Origin of the sequence: Sutterella sp. KLE1602, assembly GCF_001578585.1 — a bacterium.
Lineage (GTDB): Bacteria > Pseudomonadota > Gammaproteobacteria > Burkholderiales > Burkholderiaceae_F > Sutterella > Sutterella wadsworthensis_A.
This window is the reverse complement of sequence record NZ_KQ968516.1, coordinates 1-1080: the sequence shown is the minus strand read 5'-3', so window position 1 is coordinate 1080 and position 1080 is coordinate 1. Positions and strand designations below refer to the sequence as shown.

Annotated in this window: 1 protein-coding gene; it reads right to left on the bottom strand. The window is 65.7% G+C overall.

Annotated features, from left to right (window positions below; translation table 11 throughout):
• Nucleotides 1–97 precede the first annotated feature (97 nt).
• The gene (locus tag HMPREF3036_RS03685; RefSeq protein ID WP_005435175.1) at nt 98–841 is read right to left on the bottom strand and encodes a DNA alkylation repair protein; all 744 of its coding nucleotides are present in this window, start codon (nt 839–841) and stop codon (nt 98–100) included.
• Nucleotides 842–1080: the final 239 nt, after the last annotated feature.

The window sequence follows — 1080 nt, the reverse complement described above, 5'->3', positions numbered from 1 at the left end:
GAAGTCAGATGTTTCCTTGCGGCATTTCTATGAACTTGCAATTTGAAGACGGACGTTCCGAAGACGGCCGCCTCAGGGGAGGCGGTCCCGTCGCCTCTCACCTTGCGGCGAACCTTGCCGACACCGCCGCCTTCGTCTCCTTCGTGAACTGCAACGACTCGCGGATCTTCCTCACGGTCCTGCGCAGCGTGGCGTCGTCAAGGCGGCCTTCTGCGCGCCAAGACTCGATGCGCGAGCAGACGGCCTCAAGGTCCGCCGTCGCGAGCATGGAGAGGCACCAGGCAAGCGACATCGAAAGATAGTAGTCACCCGAGGCGGCAAGCACGAGCGCCCTGCTCGTCCCGCCTCCCAGAAGGTCGAGCGCCGCCTGCGTCCATCGGGCGTCGCGGTAGTGCTCAAGGAGCCAGACCTCCGCCACGCGCACGGTCCAGGGATCGTCCGAGGCGAGCTTTTCGCCGACGTAGCCGATGAGCTCCTCCCTGTTCTCCCTGAAGACCTTGACAGCCGATCCCGTCAGGTCGCAGGTCGCCCAGCCCGTCATGTGCGGCAGGAGCCTGTCGACGAAGGCGAGCCGCTCCTCGAGCTCGAGCGCCTTCGCGCCGCCCGCCACGATCACGCAGACCATCAGCGCCTCCTGGGAGGCGAAGCCGCCCGCAGCGAGCATGGCGTTGAGAAAGGCGCGCACGTCCTCCGTGCGCATGACGTCTCGGGCCACTCTTCGCACGAGCGGCATGCGCACGCCGAGGCGATCGGTGACGCCGGGCTGGAGGCTGTCGCCGAAGGCCTTGCAGGCGGGATCGGCCAGAGTTGAGAGGCGGTCATGGAGTTCGTCGGGGGTCATGGTTTCGGGATTTCGTTCGAAATCAAATGGAAGACTGTTGAAAAAGCCGCCCCGGCGAAAACGCCGGGAGCGGCTTCATGGCGGATCCGGACGCAGAACGCGGATGCGCCCCGTCATCGAGTCCTCTTACTTGGCGGCCTTGGCGGCAGCCTCGCCCGCGATGCGGCCGAAGACGATGATGTCCGTGTAGGCGTTGCCGCCGAGACGGTTCGTGCCGTGCGTGACGCCGGTCACTTCAC